14 protein-coding genes and 1 pseudogene are annotated in these 18,282 nt (G+C 70.2%); 6 read left to right on the top strand and 9 right to left on the bottom strand.

Annotation, left to right across the window (positions count from 1 at the left end; all coding sequences use genetic code 11):
- Positions 1-34: 34 nt before the first annotated feature.
- The 4 genes from ACWGI8_RS19910 to ACWGI8_RS19895 all read right to left on the bottom strand — a co-directional run bounded on the left by ACWGI8_RS19910 (position 35) and on the right by ACWGI8_RS19895 (position 4,965).
- On the bottom strand, positions 35-1,738 hold the full coding sequence (locus ACWGI8_RS19910) for a glycoside hydrolase family 13 protein (protein ID WP_453662585.1): 1,704 nt from the start codon (positions 1,736-1,738) through the stop codon (positions 35-37).
- 68 nt (positions 1,739-1,806) lie between these two features.
- Entirely contained in the window at positions 1,807-2,670 is an 864-nt protein-coding gene (locus tag ACWGI8_RS19905; protein WP_453662587.1) for a sugar ABC transporter permease, read from the bottom strand.
- A complete protein-coding gene (locus ACWGI8_RS19900) occupies positions 2,664-3,677 on the bottom strand; it encodes a carbohydrate ABC transporter permease (protein ID WP_453662584.1) in 1,014 nt (337 codons plus the stop codon). Before ACWGI8_RS19900 ends, ACWGI8_RS19905 begins: the two co-directional genes overlap by 7 nt.
- A 16-nt stretch (positions 3,678-3,693) precedes the next feature.
- Positions 3,694-4,965 carry an extracellular solute-binding protein gene (locus tag ACWGI8_RS19895; RefSeq protein WP_453662582.1) on the bottom strand — a complete coding sequence of 424 codons (1,272 nt, stop codon included), beginning with the start codon at positions 4,963-4,965 and terminating at the stop codon, positions 3,694-3,696.
- 311 nt (positions 4,966-5,276) lie between these two features.
- On the opposite strand from ACWGI8_RS19895, the gene ACWGI8_RS19890 reads away from it, so the two are divergent.
- The 4 genes from ACWGI8_RS19890 (at position 5,277) to ACWGI8_RS19875 (ending at position 10,373) form a co-directional block, all read left to right on the top strand.
- Entirely contained in the window at positions 5,277-6,896 is a 1,620-nt protein-coding gene (locus tag ACWGI8_RS19890) for a glycoside hydrolase family 13 protein (protein ID WP_453662580.1), read from the top strand.
- Between the two features lie 25 nt (positions 6,897-6,921).
- Positions 6,922-7,950: a LacI family DNA-binding transcriptional regulator gene (locus ACWGI8_RS19885; RefSeq protein ID WP_453662579.1), complete on the top strand. Its 1,029-nt coding sequence runs from the start codon at positions 6,922-6,924 to the stop codon at positions 7,948-7,950.
- Positions 7,951-8,065: 115 nt separating this feature from the next.
- Positions 8,066-8,980, top strand: coding sequence for a phosphatase PAP2 family protein (locus tag ACWGI8_RS19880; RefSeq protein WP_453662577.1), 915 nt, complete (start codon positions 8,066-8,068; stop codon positions 8,978-8,980).
- Between the two features lie 442 nt (positions 8,981-9,422).
- Positions 9,423-10,373 carry an SDR family NAD(P)-dependent oxidoreductase gene (locus tag ACWGI8_RS19875; protein WP_453662575.1) on the top strand — a complete coding sequence of 317 codons (951 nt, stop codon included), beginning with the start codon at positions 9,423-9,425 and terminating at the stop codon, positions 10,371-10,373.
- Positions 10,374-10,646: 273 nt separating this feature from the next.
- Here the strand turns inward: ACWGI8_RS19875 and ACWGI8_RS19870 are convergent, their stop codons facing one another.
- Positions 10,647-10,865: a hypothetical protein gene (locus ACWGI8_RS19870; RefSeq protein WP_453662573.1), complete on the bottom strand. Its 219-nt coding sequence runs from the start codon at positions 10,863-10,865 to the stop codon at positions 10,647-10,649.
- A 622-nt stretch (positions 10,866-11,487) separates the two neighbouring features.
- Between ACWGI8_RS19870 and ACWGI8_RS19865 the strand changes: the two genes are divergently transcribed.
- Positions 11,488-11,679, top strand: a complete 192-nt coding sequence (locus tag ACWGI8_RS19865) for a hypothetical protein (RefSeq protein WP_453662571.1) — start codon at positions 11,488-11,490, stop codon at positions 11,677-11,679.
- A gap of 6 nt (positions 11,680-11,685) precedes the next feature.
- Here the strand turns inward: ACWGI8_RS19865 and ACWGI8_RS19860 are convergent, their stop codons facing one another.
- From ACWGI8_RS19860 to ACWGI8_RS19845, 4 genes and pseudogenes are all read right to left on the bottom strand, one after another.
- A complete protein-coding gene (locus ACWGI8_RS19860; protein ID WP_453662570.1) occupies positions 11,686-12,702 on the bottom strand; it encodes an NAD-dependent epimerase/dehydratase family protein in 1,017 nt (338 codons plus the stop codon).
- A 156-nt stretch (positions 12,703-12,858) separates the two neighbouring features.
- A pseudogene (locus tag ACWGI8_RS19855) lies at positions 12,859-13,080 on the bottom strand (ester cyclase); the annotation flags it as partial.
- A 266-nt stretch (positions 13,081-13,346) separates the two neighbouring features.
- Positions 13,347-16,364: a bifunctional [glutamine synthetase] adenylyltransferase/[glutamine synthetase]-adenylyl-L-tyrosine phosphorylase gene (locus ACWGI8_RS19850; protein ID WP_453662568.1), complete on the bottom strand. Its 3,018-nt coding sequence runs from the start codon at positions 16,362-16,364 to the stop codon at positions 13,347-13,349.
- Positions 16,365-16,403: 39 nt separating this feature from the next.
- On the bottom strand, positions 16,404-16,628 hold the full coding sequence (locus ACWGI8_RS19845) for a hypothetical protein (protein ID WP_453662566.1): 225 nt from the start codon (positions 16,626-16,628) through the stop codon (positions 16,404-16,406).
- Positions 16,629-16,645: 17 nt separating this feature from the next.
- On the opposite strand from ACWGI8_RS19845, the gene ACWGI8_RS19840 reads away from it, so the two are divergent.
- Positions 16,646-18,282, top strand: a 1,637-nt coding sequence (locus ACWGI8_RS19840; RefSeq protein WP_453662564.1) for a PIG-L family deacetylase, incomplete at its 3' end; no start/stop codon positions are given.

Genomic DNA, 18,282 nt, shown 5'->3' with positions numbered 1-18,282 from the left:
CCGCTGGTGCGACCACCCCTCGGCCGGGGGATCGTCACACCGTCCACCACGCCGTGGTGTCCGCGGGCAGGACGACGGTGCCGTCGCCCGCGGCGGCAGCCGCCGGTGCCTCGGTCGCCACCGGACCACTGGCCAGCAGGAGCGTGCCGGGCGCGGGGAGGCGTACCGGCGCGCCCGTGGTGTTGGTGGTGCAGACGAACCCGTCGCGGGACAGGGCGAGGACACCGTCAGGAGCGTCCAGCCAGGTCACCGCTTCACCCGCGCCCAGCCCCGGGTGCTCTCGGCGGGCGGCCAGCGCCGCCCGGTACAGCTCCAGGGTCGAGCCCGCCACCCCGGTCTGCGCCTCCACGCTCAGCCCGGCCCACTCCGGCGGCTGCGGAAGCCAGCTGCCGCCGCTGCCGAACCCGTACGAGGACCCGGAACGCGTCCACGGGATCGGCACCCGGCAGCCGTCGCGGAAACCGTCCTGACCCTCCGCGCGGAAGAACGACGGATCCTGACGCACCTCGTCCGGAAGATCGGTGACGTCCGGCAGGCCGAGTTCCTCGCCCTGGTAGACGTACGCCGAGCCCGGCAGCGCCAGCATCAGCAGCGTCGCGGCACGCGCCCGGCGCAGACCGAGCTCGCGGTCGCCCTGCTCGCGCAGCTGGGTGCCGAGTCCTGGCGGGTTCCCGAAGCGGGTGGCGTGCCGGGTGACGTCGTGGTTGGACAGCACCCAGGTGGTGGGGGCGCCGACCGGGCGCATCGCGGCGAGCGAGCCGTCGATGACCTCGCGCAGCTCCTTCGCGTCCCAGTTGGTCGTCAGGTACTGGAAGTTGAAGGCCTGGTGCATCTCGTCGGGTCGCACGTACATCGCGGTGCGCTCGACCGTCGGTGTCCAGGCCTCGGCGACGAGGATGCGCTCACCCTCGTACTCGTCGAGGATCCGCCGCCAGGAGCGGTAGATCTCGTGGACGCCGTCCTGGTCGAAGAACGGCATGACATCGTTCCCCAGCAGCTTGAGCTGGTCGCCGGAGCCGATGTCGGGCAGGCCGGGCGCCTTGACGAGTCCGTGGGCGACATCGACGCGGAAGCCGTCGGCGCCCAGGTCCAGCCAGAAGCGCAGGATCGAGCGGAACTCGTCCTGGACGGCCGGGTGCTCCCAGTTGAAATCGGGCTGCTCCGGCGCGAACAGGTGCAGGTACCACTCGCCGTCGCTGCCGTCCGGGTTCGTGGTCCGGGTCCACGCCGGACCACCGAAGATCGACTCCCAGTCGTTCGGCGGCAGCTCGCCGTGCTCGCCCTTGCCGGGCCGGAAGTGGAAGCGCTCGCGCAGCCGGGAGCCGGGGCCCTCGCGCAGCGCCTGGCGGAACCAGTCGTGCTGGTCGGAGCAGTGGTTGGGGACGAGGTCGACGATGATGCGCAGCCCCAGGCCGTGGGCGCTGCGGATCAGCGCGTCGGCGTCGTGGAGGGTGCCGAACATCGGGTCGATGGCCCGGTAGTCGGCGACGTCGTAGCCCGCGTCGGCCTGTGGGGAGGCGTAGAAGGGGCTGAGCCAGACCGCGTCGACGCCGAGCTCCTTGAGGTACGGGAGCCGGCTGCGTATCCCGGCGAGATCGCCCATGCCGTCACCGTTGCCGTCGGCGAAGCTGCGCGGATAGACCTGGTAGATCACCGCGTCCCGCCACCATGGCGCTGGCTCGGCACGGGTGCCGGTCGTCGTCGTGGTGGTGGCGGGGGCAGCGAGGTGCTGGGTCATTTCATCCCTGCGATGGTGGTGGATGGGGGGGGAGCGTACGTACGGTCGGGTGCGGCCCGTGGCGGGGCTCAGCCCTTGACCGCGCCGGCCGACACGCCGGTCACCAGATGGCGCTGGGCGAAGAGGAAGACGATCGCGGCGGGGATGGCGATGAGCACCGAGGCCGCGGTCATCGGCCCCCACTGGGCGCCGTACTGGTTGACGAACTTCTGCAGTCCGCCGGCGAGGGTCAGGTTCTCGTCGCCGACCATGAAGGCGGAGGCGTAGGCGACCTCGCCCCAGGCGGTGATGAAGGAGTAGAACGCGGTGACCGCGATGCCGGGCTTGGCGAGCGGCAGGATCAGCCGCCAGAAGGTGCCGAACGGGGTGAGCCCGTCGACCTGCCCGGACTCGTCGATCTCCCGCGGGATGGTGTCGAAGAAGCCCTTCATCATCCAGGCGCAGAACGGCACGGCGATGGTGAGGTACGTGATGACCAGACCGGCCGGCTCGTTGAGCAGGCCCATGCCCGCCATGATGTTGTAGATCGGCACGATCAGGACCGCGACCGGGAACATCTGGGTGATGAGCAGGGTCCACATCAGTCCGCGCTTGCCGGGGAAGCGGAAGCGGCTGACGGCGTAGCCGGTGGTCGCCGCGACGAACACACCGATGACCGTGGTGAGGCCCGCGACGAGCAGCGAGTTGCCGAACCAGGTGAGGAACTCGGTGTCCTCGATCAGCTTGGTGTAGTTCTCGAACGTCGTCTCTTTGAAGAAGTCGGTGGTGATCGCGTACTCCGCGGGCTTGATGGAGGTCAGGAAGACCCACAGCACCGGGAAGACGGCGATCACGGAGGCGACGAGGAGTGTCAGATGCAGCGCGACCGAGGCGATCGGCGAACGGCGGCCGCGCGCCGGAGCGCCGGCCGGGGCGTTGGTCGTGGTCACCAGGTTTCTCCCTGCTTGCGGAGGACGCGCTGGTAGACAGCGGCGAAGGCCATCAGGAGGACGAGGATCAGCACGCCCCAGGTGGAGGACTGCGCGAAGTCGCGCGGGCTGATCTCGAACGAGAACTTGTAGGCCTGGGTCACCAGGATCTGGGTCGCCTCACCAGGACCGCCCCGGGTGAGCAGGAAGATCACCGGGAACATGTTGAAGGTCCAGATGGTGCTCAGCAGGATGACCGTCGTGGACACCGACCGCAGACCGGGCACGGTGATGTGGCGGAACCGCTGCCAGGCGTTCGCGCCGTCCATCTCGGCCGCCTCGTACAGCTCGCCGGGGATGGACTGCAGACCGCCGAGCAGGGCGACCATCATGAACGGCACGCCGAGCCAGACGTTGACGGCGATCACCGAGAACTTCGCCCAGGTGGGGTCGTTGAGCCACGGCACGGCGTCGATGCCGCCACCCGCGAGGATCTTGTTGAGCAGACCGTTGTCCTCGTTGTAGAGGAAGCGCCAGGCGAAGACGGAGACGAAGCCGGGCACGGCCCACGGCAGGACCAGCATCATCCGGTAGAACGACCGGCCGGCGATCCTGCGGTTGAGGATGTTGGCGAGGGCGAGGCCCAGACCGAAGGTGACGGCCACGCAGGAGACCGTCCACACCAGCGTCCACCCGAGGGTGTCGAGGAACTGGCTGCCGGTGAGCGCGTCGGCGTAGTTGTCGAGTCCGATGAATTCGTAGGTCGCCGGGAGGTGGTTGACCCCGATCGACCGCTCGACGTTCCGCTCGTTGGCGTTCGTCAGCGACAGATAGACGCCGCGGACGAGCGGATAGCCGATGATCACCCCGATCACGATCACCACGGGGGCGACCATGGTCCAGGCGTACCAGTGGGTGGAGAGGGCGCGGCGGAGCGGACCCGGCGCGCCGGCGGTGTCGCGGCGATGGCCGCGGGCCCTGTTGGGCTCCGCGGCCTTCGCCACCGACTGGCCGCTGGTGTGGACAGCCATCAGTCGGTCTCTTCCCTTACTTCCAGTCCTTGAGGAGCTTGCGGTAGGCGTCGCCTGCCGCCTTGCTCCCCTTCTCCGGGGTGGTCTGGCCGGTGAGGACCTTGGTGTACTCGGTCACCAGCGGGGCGAAGAGGCTGCCGGTCTCGGGGATCCAGGGGCGCTCGACGGCCTTGTCGACGACCGGCTTGAAGAAGCCGACGATCTCGTTGCCGCTGACGGACGGCTTGGTGTAGACGGAGGCGCGGGTCGGGAGCAGGCTGAGCTCCTTGGCGACCGTGGTCTGGGACTCGACGGAGCTCATGTACTCGACGAAGGCGTAGGACGCTTCGAGGTTCTTGGAGCCGGCGTAGACGGCGAGGTTGTGGCCGCCCTGCGGGGCGCCCTGACCGGCGGAGCCGGCGGGAACGGGCGTGATGCCGAGGTTCGCCTTGTCCTTGAACTCCTTGCCGGCGTAGGTGTCGGAGACGGCCCACGGGCCGTTGATCATCATGGCGACCTTGCCTTCCTTGAAGGCGGTCTGCATGTTGTTCCAGCCGTCGGTGGCGTCGGTCTTGGCGGCGCCGGAGTCGACGAGGTCCTTGACGACCTTCATGGCCTTGACGCCGGCCGGGTTGTCGACCGTGACCTGCTTCTTCTCGGCGTCGACGAGGTCGCCGCCCTCGCCGTAGAGGAAGGACAGGAACCAGTAGGCGTCGTCGCCGCGCAGGTACAGACCGGTCTTGCCGGTCTTGTCCTTGATCTTCTTGGAGATGGACTTCAGCTCGGCGATGGTGCCGGGCACCTCGACGCCGGCCTCCTGGAAGATCTTCTTGTTGTAGAAGATGCCCATGGAGTCGATGACCTGCGGCACCGCGTAGGTCTTGTCCTTGTACTTCGTGGAGGCGGCGGCCTGCGGCAGGAAGTCCTTCTCGTCCTTGAGGGCCGCGGTGCCGTCCAGCGGGGCGAGGTAGCCGAGGTCGGCGAACTCGGGGGTCCAGGCGACCTCGGAGCGGATCACGTCGGGGGCGCCGGAACCGGACTGGGCCGCGTTCTTGAACTTGTTCTGCGCCTCACCGAACGGCACGTTCACATACTTGATCTTGACGTCCGGGTGCAGCTTGGTGAAGCCCTCGGCGACCTTCTTGAAGACCTTGTCCTCGCTGCCGACGGTCGACGTGTCCCACCAGGTAACCGTGCCGGACAGCTTGCCCGAGCTGCTCTTGCCGCTCTCGGCGTCGTCGCCGCCGCACGCGGTCGCCGTGAGCGCCAGGCTCGCGACCAGAGCGGTGGCCGCTATGCCACGTCGCATGTGAACTCCTTCAACCTGGGCCGCTCCATCACGGCGCCGATTCGTCGAGGAACGTAACAAGGTTGAAAGAAGACCGAAAGACCTTGCGAGAGATTTCCGCAAGCAGCCGCGATCGTTACATCCGCGTGTCCTCACGGTGGCCGTTACGAACCTTGTCAGCGGGGCCTTCGCCCGCTCCGCCGCTTTTCACAGTGTGCGCAACTGCTTCCGCAAGAGATTGCAGCGCTGTTACCTTCGAGATAGGTCGCCGTTGATCCGGTAGATCCGGTACGTCCGGAACATCCTGAGACAGCATCCGAAGGGGAGCGCCCATGACGCAGGAGCTCAGCACGACCACCCCGCCGCAGCTCGCCGGGCGGACGCCGGACTGGTGGCGGGACGCCGTCATCTACCAGGTGTACGTCCGCTCCTTCGCCGACAGCGACGGCGACGGCATCGGCGATCTGCGTGGCATCCGCGACCGGCTCCCCCATCTCGCGGGGCTCGGCGTGGACGCGGTCTGGCTGACCCCCTTCTATGCGTCCCCGCAGGCCGACGGCGGATACGACGTCGCGGACTACCGGGCCGTCGACCCCCTCTTCGGCGCGCTCGACGACGCCGACGATCTCGTCCGCGAGGCCCACCGCCTGGGCCTGAGGGTGATCGTCGACATCGTCCCGAACCACACCTCCGACCAGCACGCCTGGTTCCGCGAGGCGCTCGCCGGCGGTCCCGAGCGGGCGTACTACCACTTCCGCCCCGGCCGGGGGGCGGGCGGGGAACTGCCGCCGAACGACTGGGAATCGGTCTTCGGCGGCCCGGCGTGGACCCGGACCACGCATCCGGACGGCGGCGACGGGGACTGGTACCTGCACCTCTTCGCGCCGGAGCAGCCCGATCTCAACTGGGAGCACCCCGCCGTGCGCGAGGAGTTCGACGCGGTCCTGCGCTTCTGGCTCGACCTCGGCGTCGACGGTTTCCGTATCGACGTGGCCCACGGCATGGTCAAGGCCGACGGGCTGCCCGACATCGGCGCCCGCGAGCAGGCGAAGATGATCGGCGCGCAGGTGCTGCCGTTCTTCGACCAGGACGATGTCCACGAGATCCACCGGTCCTGGCGCCGGCTCCTCGACGCGTACGACGGTGAGCGCATCGGGGTCGCCGAGGCCTGGGCCCCCACCCCGGAGCGGCTCGCGCTGTACGTACGCCCCGACGAGCTGCACCAGGCCTTCAACTTCCAGTTCCTGCGCTGCCCCTGGGATCCGGCCAGGATGCGGCAGGTCATCGACGCCTCGCTGGCCGCGACGGCCTCGGTGGGCGCGCCCACCACCTGGGTGCTCTCCAACCACGACGTCGTACGGCACCCCACCCGCTACGGCGACGGCCCCTCGGGGCTGCGACGGGCCCGGGCCGCGGCCCTGCTGATGCTGGCGCTGCCCGGGTCGGCGTACGTCTACCAGGGCGAGGAGCTGGGCCTTCCGGATGTAACGGACCTTCCGGACGAAGTGCGCCAAGACCCCTCATTCTTCCGTGCGGACGGCCAGGACGGCTTCCGCGACGGGTGCCGGGTGCCGATTCCCTGGACCAGGAACGGATCCTCGTACGGCTTCGGCTCCGGCGGCAGCTGGCTTCCGCAGCCGCCGGAGTGGGCCGAGCTGAGCGTGGAGGCGCAGACCGGCGTACAGGGCTCGACCCTGGAGCTCTACCGCGCGGCGCTCTCGGTCCGCCGCGAACATCCCGGCCTCGGCGCCGGCTCGGACGTGACCTGGCTGGACGCCCCCGAGGGTGTCCTCGCCCTGGCCCGTGACGGCTTCCTCTGCACGACGAACACGCGCGGCACGGACGTGGAGATCCCCGTACCGGGAAGTCTGCTGCTGTCGTCCGCGACACCCGGGTTCAACGGCGGGACGGTCCGCCTTCCCGCCGACTCCAGCATCTGGTGGGCAATCTGACATGCGACCGGTACAGTCCAATCCCATGACCGCACGGCTTGCCGACATCGCAGCCCAGGCGGGGGTCAGCGAGGCGACGGTCAGCCGGGTGCTCAACGGCAAGCCAGGCGTTGCCACGACCACCCGCGAATCGGTGCTCGCCGCACTCGACGTCCTCGGCTACGAGCGTCCCGTACGACTGCGCCGCCGCAGCGCGGGGCTCGTCGGGCTCATCACGCCCGAACTGGAGAATCCGATATTCCCGGCCCTGGCCCAGGTCATCGGACAGGCGCTGACCCGCCAGGGCTACACCCCCGTGCTCGCCACCCAGACCCCCGGGGGCTCCACGGAGGACGAGCTCACCGAGATGCTCGTGGACCGTGGGGTCTCGGGAATCATCTTCGTCTCCGGACTGCACGCCGATACGAGCGCCGACATGCAGCGCTACGAGAAGCTGCGCGCCCAGGGCGTGCCCTTCGTACTCGTCGACGGTTTCTCGCCGGACGTGCAGGCACCGTTCATATCGCCCGACGACCGGGCGGCCATGCAGCTGGCCGTGACCCATCTCGTCTCCCTCGGCCACACCCGTATCGGACTGGCCCTCGGACCCCGGCGGTTCGTCCCCGTCCTGCGGAAGATCGAGGGCTTCGTCAAGGCGGTCCGTGACCAGCTCGGCCTGAGCCAACAGGAGATCGAGTCCCAGCTGATCCAGCACTCCCTCTACACCCTGGAGGGCGGGCAGGCCGCGGCGTCCGCGCTGATGGACCGCGGCTGCACGGCGGTGGTCTGCGCGAGCGACATGATGGCGCTCGGCGCGATCCGCGCGGCGCGGCAACGCGGGCTGGACGTACCCGCCGACATCTCGGTCGTCGGCTTCGACGACTCCCCGCTGATCGCGTTCACCGACCCGCCGCTGACGACGGTCCGCAAGCCGGTACCGGCGATGGGACAGGCGGCGGTGCGCACGCTGCTGGAGGAGATCGGCGGTACGCCCGCCCCGCACAGCGAGTTCGTCTTCATGCCGGAGCTGGTCGTCCGCGGTTCGACCGCCGCGGGTCCCGTGCACGGCTCCTAGGTCCTGTCCTTCGGACCAGGCCCTGGTCCCTAGTCCTCAGGACGTACCGAGCACGGCCGGAACCCGACTGGGGGATGATCGGACGAGCCGTACCTATCTGGCAGACTCTGCTCCTATGGGTGAAGCGACCGTGAAATCTGTGGAAGACCGGACTGCGGCCCCGTCACCCATGGTGACCGAGGACGTCCCGGCCCCCAGGGAGAGCCGACTGCGGAGGATGCGGTCGGTACGGCGGCCGCGTATCTGGTTCGAGATCCTGCTCATTGCGGTCAGTTACTGGATATATTCCCTCATTCGTAACGCGGTTCCGGAGCAGAAGGCTCAGGCGCTGCGGAACGCCGACTGGATCTGGGACGCCGAGAAGGCGCTCGGCATCGCCGTCGAGCAGACGGTCAACCACGCCGTGAATTCGGTGACCTGGCTGATCGTGACGATGAACTACTACTACGCCACCCTGCACTTCATCGTGACCATAGGCGTGCTGGTGTGGCTCTACCGCCGTCACCCGGGCCGCTACGCCCCGACCCGCCTCGTGCTCTTCGCGACCACCGGCGTCGCGCTCGTCGGCTACTACCTGTACCCGCTGGCCCCGCCCCGTCTGATGAACGGCCAGGACTTCATCGACACGGTGCTGGTGCACCACACCTGGGGCTCGATGGCCTCGGGCAACCTGAAGAACATGTCCAACCAGTACGCGGCGATGCCGTCGATGCACATCGGCTGGTCGCTGTGGTGCGGGCTGACCATCTTCGCCCTGGCGTCGGCGCCGTGGGCGAAGATCCTGGGCCTGCTGTACCCGACGCTGACACTGGTGGTGATCGTCGCGACGGCCAACCACTTCTGGCTGGACGCGGTGGGCGGCCTGCTGTGCCTCGGCTTCGGATACGGGCTGTCGTACGCCTGGTACGGCGCTCTCCCGCACCGCCTGCCCCGGTGGGCCCCGGCGACCGACACCGGCACCAACCGCGACACCGCCGACAAGCACGGCAACGTCCTGGCGGCGCCGGAACTGAACGCGGCACGGCGCTGAGCCGACGCGGGGGCGGCGACAAGGGGGCCGCCCTCACCGTGAGTAGCAGCCCCCGCCCCTCAGCCGAGTCGATGCGTCACGTGCCCACCCGCCATCGTGAGCACGACCGCCGCCTCCCCCACCTCGTCCACCGGCGCCTCCACGGGATCGACCCCGAATCACGGCAGCGCCACGCGCGCCCCGCCCGCTCGTCACCGAGCCGCTTCGACCTCACTGTGGTCGGCGCGCGTGTACGGGGTGTGCGGCGGCTGCATGGATGCGATCACCCCAGCTTCGCGGGGGCCGGAGCCGAGTGCCGATCGGCAGGAGGTCGGTCTTCCGGCGGTGGCTGTCGGTGATACGTAGGCGATGTGTCGGCGGCTGCTGGGACCTTGGGCGGCAGACCGCTCACTCATGAGCGGCCCCGTGATCTGGTCGTCCAGCTGCAGAGGAGCCCGCCGTCATGTCGTCCGCATCCCCCACCATGCCCTGGGATGTTCATCGGCCACCGCGTGCCGATGGCAGCACCTTCCTGATCACCGGCGGCAACGCGGGCATCGGGTACTTCATCGCGGAGCAGCTGTCCGCGACCGGAGCCACGGTCGTGCTGGGCAGCCGGGATCCCGCCAAGGCCGACGCCGCCATGGCCTCGATCCGTTCGCGTGTCCCCGGCGCGCGGGTGCGCGCCCTGCGGCTGGACCTCGCCGATTTGTCCTCGCTCGGCACGGTGGTGGAATCACTGGGGTCGGCACGGCTCGACGCAGTGGTGCACAACGCCGGGGTCGCGCTCGACGACCCGCCGCGCCGGGAAACGGCGGACGGTCACGAGCTCATGTTCGGCACGAACCACCTGGGGCACTTCGCACTGACCTGGTGGCTGATGCCGTTGCTGTCGGCCGCACCGGCAGGCCGCATCGTGACCATGGGCAGCTTCGCGGCGAAGTCCGAGCGGCTGGACCTGGACGACCTCCAGTCCCGGCAGGACTATCGGCCCAAGCGCACCTACGGACGGTCCAAGCTGGCGCAGATGTACTTCGGCTTCGAACTCGACCGCCGCTTGCGCGCCGCCGGCAGCACGGTGGCGAATGTGGTGGTCCATCCCGGCGGCGCCCTGGACTCCCTCACCCCCGCACGCCCACAGGTGCATGTGGTGACCGCCGGCGCCCGGCTGCGCGGCCTGGCTGCCGGCGTCCTTGTCCAGGGCAAGCACGCCGGCGCATGGCCCGCGGTACGAGCCGCTCTCGACCCGGCCGTGCGAGGAGGCCAGCTGTGGGGACCACGTGTGTTCAGCCTGCGCGGCAGGCCCCGGCGCGAGCCCGCGTGGAGTCACCTGGCCGACGCCTCCGTCGCAGCCCGACTGTGGAATGAGAGCTGTGAGCTGACCGGGGTCGACCCCAGCGCCGTCTCCGGATAGCCCCCGGTTGGGAGTGAGGTGACGTTGGACAAGCAGAGGCCGGGCTCGTCGAGGGAGGGAAGGGCCAGGGTCCGGGTGCCGAACGTGCCGACAGAGATCGATCGAAGGACGTGTCGCCTGGCTGCACAGGTAGTCGGAACTTTCACTGGGTGGCCGTCCGCGGGCTCGGATGGGCCACGCCCTCGTGCAGTGCGACGCGCTGAAGTAGGTCGGCGAGGTCGCAGCCATTGGCGTACTCCCGCCGCAACTCCTCGCACTCCGGGCAACCGCGCTTCACTGGATCACCGACAGATTGTCCGCTGCCGTCGACCACTCGATGCCGGACACGGCCTTGATGTAGGCGACGCGCACGTACCGCTCGCTGCCGTCCCTCGCCTTGACCTTCTCCCTCACGATCGCAGTCAGTTCGCCCTCACCCTTGGAGGCGATGTCGCGCACCGTGCGACCGATTCGCGGGTCTCTCTCGTGGCCGAACGAGTCGACGGCGGTCATGAGGACTACTCCTCGGGCTGGAGTGGAGGCAGTCGATCTCCGACGGGGGGTACGGAGACCGACTGCCGTTCTGAGGGCGCCTCATTCCTGGACCTGAATGCGGCGCTGCCTCAGGTTCCGCCTCTGGCCGGTGTCGTCGCCATGCCTCACCAGGTGTCATGTGGCGCTCTTCCAGGTGAGGGATGTGGCGTGCGGGTAGCGTCGAAGTGTCTTGTGCGGTGTGGGCGTTGCTCTGCGGTGGATCGCCGGTGTCCCCTTCCTACGAGGGAGCATGGCCGTCCGCCGATGGCGCCTCCGCCGGATGATCTAGGGAGCTCACGATGAGTACGTCTCCGACGCTGCTCAAGGTCTTAGTCATGCAACGCCACTGGCGTTACGTGGACTTCGAGCGCACTTTCCGGCGTACGGCGAATCAGGTGCTCGATGAGGGCGCCCGGAACCTGACGGTCTCTGAATCACAATTCCGTCGCTGGACATCGGGCAAGGTCAAGACATTGCCGGGTCCGGATACCTGCCGGGTCCTTGAGCACATGTTCGGTGTCGACGCTGCGGCTCTGTTCGGCCCCCCTCCCTCGTCAAACGTACCCGCCCCCGTGCCGAGGCCCTGAACACCGTGTGGGAAGTGCCCAGACAGCAGCGGACGACCGGCCTCCTGGCCCGTACAGCGCGACTCCGGCGAGCACTGACCGCGGATCGTTTCCGGGCGGCGCCTCTGGCGGTCGAGCTGGGCGAGCGGATCGAGGACTTCACCCGCCTTTCCGCCCCGCACCAACTCGGGACCGGCGCGGGGCCACTCGCCGCGCTTGAGGTGTGATCGACCTCAGGCGAGGGAGGTCAGGATCTTGGCTTCTTTCTCCGGGTCGATTCCGTGGTCCGCCCAGCGCGGGTGGTCCACGGGTCGGCCGTCGGACTGCCACCACGTCCACGTCTCGGCAATCGTCTCGCGGATCGGTCGGCACCGAAGACCAGCGGTAACGGCTCGTCCGGAGTCCACCAGCCATACGCCGGCGTGGGTGCGCCACAGAGGCAGTTCGGTCCACTGCTTCACGTCGTGCTCGGCAAGAGCGTCTGGTGTCGCCCACGCGGCGCGTCCGGATCCGCCGGTGGCATCCAGACATGCGGCCAGGAAGTCCGCGAAGGTGATTCCGTTGGGGTGGGCGACGTTGTAGGCGCCGCCGCCCGATGCTGTGGCCTGGTCCAGGGCGAACGCGGCCACGTCGCGTACGTCGACCGGCTGGATACGGCGGTCTGATGGGGCCGGAGCGAGAATCCGGCCGCCACGGTGCGCTCTGGTCAGCCACCACGGGAGACGCCCGACGTATTCGCCCGGCCCGAGGATCACGCCGGGGCGCAGGAACACCGCCCGGTCGTCGAACTCCTCCGCCACGGCGCGTTCGCCGCCCGCCTTCTGAAAGCCGTACTTTGTCGGTGAGCCGTCCGCGCCCGTATAGCCGTAGGTGTTGTCAGCATCAGCTGGGCAGTCGAGCAGCGCCGAGTCCTCGGTGAGCGCGAGGTGCGGCCACCCGGCATAGACGGACACCGTGGAGATGTGAACCCATCGCCTGGCCTGGTCGCTCAGCGTCTGTGTCGAGAGCCGCACATCTCGGGGCGCAAGTTCGGAGCTGGAGGTGTCGATCACGGCATCCCACGGACCGCGGGCGGCCAGCCGACGCAGGTCCTCGGAGACCGTTCGGTCACCCCGTACGGAGTCCGTCCCCGGAGCGTCCGGGCCTGAACGCCCGCGGTTGAAGGTCGTCACCTCCCAGCCGCGCCTCAGTGCGCCCGCCACCACTTCCTTGCCCAGGAACCAGGTACCACCCATGACCAGAAGCCTCATGAACCCTGATCCTGCCCGCCCACGGTTCAGCGGGAAACCCCGCGCCCCTACGGCCTGAGGTTCCACCGGCGAATCAATCAGGCTGCCTCGTCGCCTGTGCCCGACGCCGCGCGGCGGCTGACGTCAGCCATGGGCAGGAGTAACTGTGCGCCCTGGTCAGAAGGGCGGGACCTGCTCCGCTACCAGCCCCGCTTGGCGGAGGAGACCGTACAGGTCGGTCTCGCCCCAGAACTCGACGATCCGTTCGTCCTGGAGGCGGTAGGACTTGAGTCCCGTCATCGTGAGATCACGGCCGGTGCGGTCGTGGGTGTAGGTCAGGGTGAAGGCCACGGTGACGCGGTCCCCGGCAGCGAAGAGGTCGTCCACGTGGACCTCGGCAGTTGGACAGGCCCGGGGTCAGTACTGCCCCCTCGGGGTGGTGCCGGCCCCGGACATGTCGGCCCGCGCCGTGCACGAGGACGTCGTCAGCGACGAGTTCCTTGAGTTCAGCGACTTCGCGTGTCTCGAAGACCCGAAGGTAGCGGCGGATGACCTCGGCGTTTCGCTTGCCGACGGCATCGGCGGGACCGGACATGGAAGGACGGTATCCGGCGGGCCGTCGGCGTCACCAGACCCTGGCGCCGGCGCACGCACCCGCCGCCGCCCTACGCCCCGTAGAACAGCTCCTCCACCACCGCCCGCGCCCGCCTCGTCGCCCGCCGGTAGTCGTCGACCATCTCGCCGCTGTATCCCATGTGCGGCTGCCGCCGCGTGGGCCCCGGGCCGTAGCCCAAGTACCGCCCCACCGCGCTCAGTTCGCGGCCGTCCGAGGGGAACGTGTCCCCGGGGCGGCCGCGGACCAGCATCACGCCGTTGCGGACGCGGGTGGCGAGGACCCAGGCGTCGTCGAGGATCTGGGCGTCCTCCGTGGACAGCAGGCCCGCGGCGTGGGCGGCGGCGAGGGCCTCGCGCGTGCGGGTCGTCCGCAGGCCGGGTTCCGCCCAGCCGTGGCGCATCTGGAGGAGCTGGACGGTCCATTCGACGTCGCTGAGGCCACCGCGGCCCAGCTTGGTGTGGAGGGTCGGATCCGCGCCGCGCGGCAGGCGTTCCGTTTCCATCCGGGCCTTGAGGCGGCGGATCTCGCGGACCGCGTCCTCGCCGAGGCCCTCCGCCGGGTAGCGCAGCGGGTCGATCAGCTCGATGAAGCGCGCGCCCAGGTCGGCGTCGCCCGCCATCGGTTCGGCGCGGAGCAGCGCCTGGCTCTCCCAGACGAGCGACCAGCGGCGGTAGTACGCGGCGTACGAGGCGAGCGTACGCACCAGGGGTCCGCTCTTGCCCTCCGGGCGCAGGTCCGCGTCGATCAGCAACGGCGGGTCGGTGGTGGGGACCTGGAGCAGTCGCCGGACTTCCGAGACGACCGCGTTCGCGGCCCGGGCGGCCTCCTGCTCGTCGACGCCGTCGCGCGGCTCGTGGACGAACAGGACGTCCGCGTCGGAGCCGTAGCCCAGCTCGTGGCCGCCGAAGCGGCCCACGCCGATGACGGCGAAGCGGGTGGGGAGGGTGTCCCCCCACTGCTCGCGTACGACGGCCCGCAGGGCGCCCGCGATCGTCGCCGCGTTGAGGTCGGTGACGGCGTTGCCCACGCGGTCGACGAGCGCGCCCGGGTCCTGCTCGGCGGGGCTGTCCTCGGTGCCGTACGAGCTGATCAGATCGGCCGCCGCGGTACGGAACAGCTCGCGCCGCCGCACCCCGCGGGCCGCCGCGACCGCCGCCTCCGCGCCGTCCGCGCGGCCGACCGCGGCCAGCACCTCCTGTTCCAGATGCTCCCGGCCGCGCGGCTTCAGTCCCTCCGGGTCGCCGAGGAGCGCCACCGCCTCCGGGGCGCGCAGCAGCAGATCGGGGGCGAGGCGGCCGGCTGACAGCACGCGCGCCAGGTTCTCCGCGGCGGCGCCCTCGTCCCGCAGGAGCCGCAGGTACCAGGGGGTCTTGCCGAGCGCGTCGGACACCTTGCGGAAGCCGAGCAGCCCGGCGTCCGGGTCGGCGGAGTCCGCGAACCAGCCGAGCAGCACCGGCAGCAGTGTTCGCTGGATCGCCGCCTTGCGGGTCATCCCGGACGACAGGGCCTCCAGATGGCGCAGCGCCGCGGCCGGGTCGCCGTAACCGAGCGCTTCCAGCCGCTGCACGGCCGCCTTCGCGCTGAGCCGGGTCTCGCCGGGCGCGAGCTGTGCGACCGCGTCCAGCAGCGGCCGGTAGAACAGCTTCTCGTGCAGCCGTCGCACGACCGCCCCGTGCCGCCGCCACTCCTTGTTGAGTTCGACGACCGGGTCGGTGCGCAGCCCCAGCGAGCGCCCGAGACGGCGCTGGTCCTCCTCGCCCTCGGGCACGAGGTGGGTGCGGCGCAGCCGGTACAGCTGGATGCGGTGTTCCAGCGCGCGCAGGAAGCGGTACGCCGCGTCGAGCTGCGCCGCGTCCGCGCGTCCCACGTACCCGCCCGCCGCGAGCGCGTTCAGCGCGTCGAGGGTGGTGCCACTGCGCAGCTTCGCGTCGCTGCGGCCGTGCACCAACTGCAGGAGCTGTACGGCGAACTCGACGTCCCGCAGCCCGCCCGGGCCGAGCTTCAGCTCGCGGTCGATATGGGCCACGGGGATGTTGTCGACGACCCGGCGGCGCATCTTCTGCACGTCCGGGACGAAGTTCTCGCGCTCCGCGGCCTGCCATACGAGCGGTGAGACGGCCTCGATGTACTCGGCCCCCAGCTCGGGGTCGCCCGCCACCGGCCGCGCCTTGAGCAATGCCTGGAACTCCCAGGTCTTCGCCCATCGCTGGTAGTACGCGAGGTGGCTGGAGAGGGTGCGCACCAGCGGGCCGTTGCGGCCCTCGGGCCGCAGATTGGCGTCGACCGGCCAGATCGCGCCCTCGACGGTCGTCTCCGAGCAGATCCGCATGAGGTGCGACGCGAGCCGGGTCGCGGCCTTCAGTGCCTGCGGCTCGTCGGCCCCTTCGACCGGCTCCCCGACGAAGATCACGTCGACGTCGGAGACGTAGTTCAGCTCGTGGCCGCCGCACTTGCCCATGGCGATCACCGCGAGCCGGCACATGGCGGCGTCCTCGGGCGCGGCGGTACGGGCGATGGCGAGTGCTGCCCGGAGCGTTGCCGTCGCCAGGTCGGCGAGCTCGGCCGCGGTCTGGGCGACATCCGTGGTGCCGCACACGTCGCGGGCCGCTATCGACAGCAGACAGCGGCGGTACGCGACACGCAGCGACACCGGTTCGGTGGCATCGGCGAGCCCGCGCTCGAACTCCTCCACACCGGGGTGCAGATCCACCGCCTCGTACATCACGAGCGCATGCCAGTCGTGCGGGTGCCGCGCCAGATGGTCACCGAGGGCCTCGGACGCGCCGAGCACGCCGAGCAGCCGGTCACGCAGCGGCTTCGCGGAGATCAGGGTGTCGAGGAGTACCCGCCGTTCCTCGGGCTCCTGCGCCTCGACCAGGCGTACGAGTCCGCGCAGCGCCAGATCGGGGTCGGCGGTCGCGCCCAGCGCGTCGAGGAGGACGGAGTCTGCTCGTACGGGCGCCATCTCGGGCAGGCCGAGGAATCGCTCGGCGACGGCGGGGTGGGTGAAGCCGTGCCGCAGCAGACGGGTGAAGGTACTGCTCCTGCGCCCCGGCACCGATGTCATCCCGCCGCCTCCGATCAAGGTCCGGATCCCGGTCCGAGCCTAGTCGCAGGTGCGGGGAGGGGGCGCTCGCAGGACTCTGGTCATGAGGGTGGTGCAGTGCGGTGCCGTGCCGCGCAGCGCCGTGGGGTGCCGTGCCGTGATGTTCGTCGTGGTCTTCGTCGTGGTCTTCGTCGTGGTCTTCGTCGTGGTCTTCGTCGTCCGGGCGAGACAGCCCGCATTCCAGGAATTCCGGTCTTCTATGACGCCAAGCACCTTTCGCCCCATCCGGAAGCACCGTCGTCATGCCCTCCTTGCCTAGGGCCGGGGCAGGCCTTGGCCGCTGCCGGCTGCGCCCTGCCCTGCGCTGCTGCGAGTGCGACTGCGGCCGGTCCCAACGCGGCCGGTTCCGACGCGGCCGGTTCCGACGCGGTCTGTTCCGGCACGGTCTGGTCGCCGCTCTCGCCCTGGCTCCGCTGGCCGGGCTCGCCGACGCCACCGTGTCCGTGCCCGACGAGGCCCCTGTGGCGCGCCCCGAGACGCGGCCCACGGCGCCCGCCGTGCAGCCGGTACGCACCACCGTCGGCGAGACGGTGATGCAGATCGTCGCCCACCCCGATGACGACCTGTTCTTCATGAACCCGGACACCAGCCAGTCGATCGCCACCGGCCGCAGCCTGACCTCGGTGTATCTCACGGCCGGTGAGTCCGACGGGGTCAACGCCCCCCGCGGCGACCCGCGTCCGCCCGCCGCCGACAAGGCCGCGTACGCCGAGGCCCGCCAGAACGGGATACGCGCGGCCTACGCCGAGATGGCCACCGGCGACCGGACCAGCTCCTGGTCGCGTACGTCCATACCCACGGCGGGCGGCGGCCGGGCCGAGCTGGACACCCTCCGCGCCCGACCCGAGATCAGCCTCGTCTGGGTGCAGCTCCACGAGGCCGGCAGCATACGCGGCGACCGGCCGCACAGCCTGCACGGCCTGTGGGACGGCCGCGTGGACACACTGGCGTCGCAGCTCGCCTCCGGTGCGCCGGTACGGGAGGGCTTCTCGTACACGAAGCAGCAGGTCGTCGACACGATCGCGGGGCTGTTGGAGCGGTTCCGGCCGACGTTCGTGCGGATGCAGGACCCGACGCCGGGCCGTACGGCGAACGGCACGTACGCCGACCACCAGGACCACATGTACGGGGCACGGTTCGCCCAGGCGGCACTCGAACGGTACGCCGGAACCGCGGGGGCTGCGGGGACCACGGGGGCTGCAAGGACCGCGGGGACCACGGGGACTTCCGAGCCGCGCCCGCACTTCGGCGTCCAGACGTATCTCGGGTACTTCACCAGCGGTCTGCCGCACACCCTCGACCCGGCGACCGCCGAGGCCAAGCTGCGCACCCTAAAGACGTACGCCTGGACGGACGGCACCGATCACTGCGGCGACCCGGCGGGGTGCGGCGACCGCAAGGTGGCCGCGCGGCCCGCCGCGCACGGCTGGGCGCAGACGGTCCGCTACACACGGGGCGACTCGACGTCCTGGGCGCAGGAGGGCGCGGACGGCGCGGCATGGGCGTTCTCCGTGCTCGACGACCGGCTGGCGGTCTGGCACCGTGCGGCGGGCGCCACGGCATGGACCGGGCCACGGCTGCTGCCCGGCGGCGGTATCGACAGCGGGGTGACGTCGGTACGCCTCCCCGACGGCCGAATCGCCGTCCTCGGCACCCGCACGACGATCGGCGAGCGCGCCGCCGACTACCGCCGGGACGTCGTCCTCGCGGTACAGCGCACCCCGGGCGGGGCCTTCGGACCGTGGGCCTCGCTGGGCACCACAAGGCCCGCCGAGGTGAACGCGATCTTCCGCAGCTCGGCGTGGCTGCCGGAGTCCTTGCGCCACAGCCCGCTGACGATGTCGACGGCCTCCTCGGGGGTGGCCGCGAACTCCAGGCC

The sequence above is a fragment of the Streptomyces sp. NPDC054841 genome, assembly GCF_053611045.1.
Note: the sequence above shows the minus strand (reverse complement) of the source record. Positions and strands in the feature narration are given on the sequence as shown.